We start from the raw sequence: 1,162 nt of genomic DNA, 5'->3' as shown, positions 1-1,162 counted from the left end.
TGCCTGGACGTCACCGACAACAACTCCGCCAACGGCACCCGGATACAGATCTGGAGCTGCACCGGCGGCGCCAACCAGAAGTGGAACGCGCCCGCGGCCGGCGGCGGCACCCCCTCGGCGCCGATGGCGGTGGCGCCGTACCTGTACAACGGCTGGGGCAGCCCGCCCGACCCGACCACCATCTCCCAGGCCACCGGCGTCAAGTGGTTCACGCTCGCCTTCGTGCTGAGCAACGGCTACTGCAACCCGCAGTGGGACGGCAGCCGTCCGCTGACCGGCGGAGTGGACCAGCAGACGGTCAACACCGTGCGGGCGAACGGCGGTGACGTCATCCCGTCCTTCGGCGGCTACAGCGGCAACAAGCTGGAGAGTTCCTGCTCCAGCGCCGGCGAGCTCGCCGCCGCCTACCAGAAGGTCATCAACACCTACGGCCTGAAGGCGATCGACATCGACCTGGAGGCCGACGCCTACAGCAGCGGCACCGTCCAGCAGCGCACGGTCGACGCGCTGAAGACGGTGAAGGCCAACAACCCCGGCCTGAAGGTGTACATCACCATCGGCACCGGGCAGAGCGGCCCCGACACCAGCCTCATCAACCGGGCCGCCGCCTCCGGGCTGACCGTCGACGCCTGGGCCATCATGCCGTTCGACTTCGGCGGCGCGGGCCAGAACATGGGCAACCTGACCGTGCAGGCGGCCGAGGGCCTGAAGAACGCGCTGAAGAACGCCTACCACTACAGCGACGACCAGGCCTACCGGGACATGGGCATCTCGTCCATGAACGGCATCACCGACCAGAACGAGACGGTCACGGTGGCCGACTTCCGCACCATCCTCGGCTACGCCCAGCAGCATCACCTGGCCCGGCTGACCTTCTGGTCCGCCAACCGGGACCGCCCCTGCACCGGCGGACCCGCCGACAGCTGCTCCGGCGTCAGCCAGTCCGCCTGGGACTACACCCGGGTCTTCGCCGGCTACACCGGCTGACCGCCCCGGCCCCGGGACCGGCGGCGGACACCGCCAGGGCGGCCCGGGGCTCTCACGGTGACCTCAGCGGGAGGCGCGGGGGGGGGGGGGGCCGGCGCCGCCCCCCGCCCCCCCGCCCCCCCCCACCGCCCGACGAGCAGGGCACCCACCCCCACCGCAAAAACAACCAACAAAA

1 protein-coding gene is annotated in these 1,162 nt (G+C 70.8%); it reads left to right on the top strand.

Annotated features, from left to right (window positions below; all coding sequences use genetic code 11):
• Positions 1 to 987: glycosyl hydrolase family 18 protein (locus ABZV94_RS41760; protein WP_356350343.1), on the top strand; the 987-nt coding region annotated here is incomplete at its 5' end.
• Positions 988 to 1,162: the final 175 nt, after the last annotated feature.

Source organism: Streptomyces sp. NPDC004658, assembly GCF_040609555.1.
Lineage (GTDB): Bacteria > Actinomycetota > Actinomycetes > Streptomycetales > Streptomycetaceae > Streptomyces.
The sequence above is the reverse complement of the archived record's forward strand: the minus strand, read 5'-3'. Positions and strand labels throughout refer to the sequence as shown.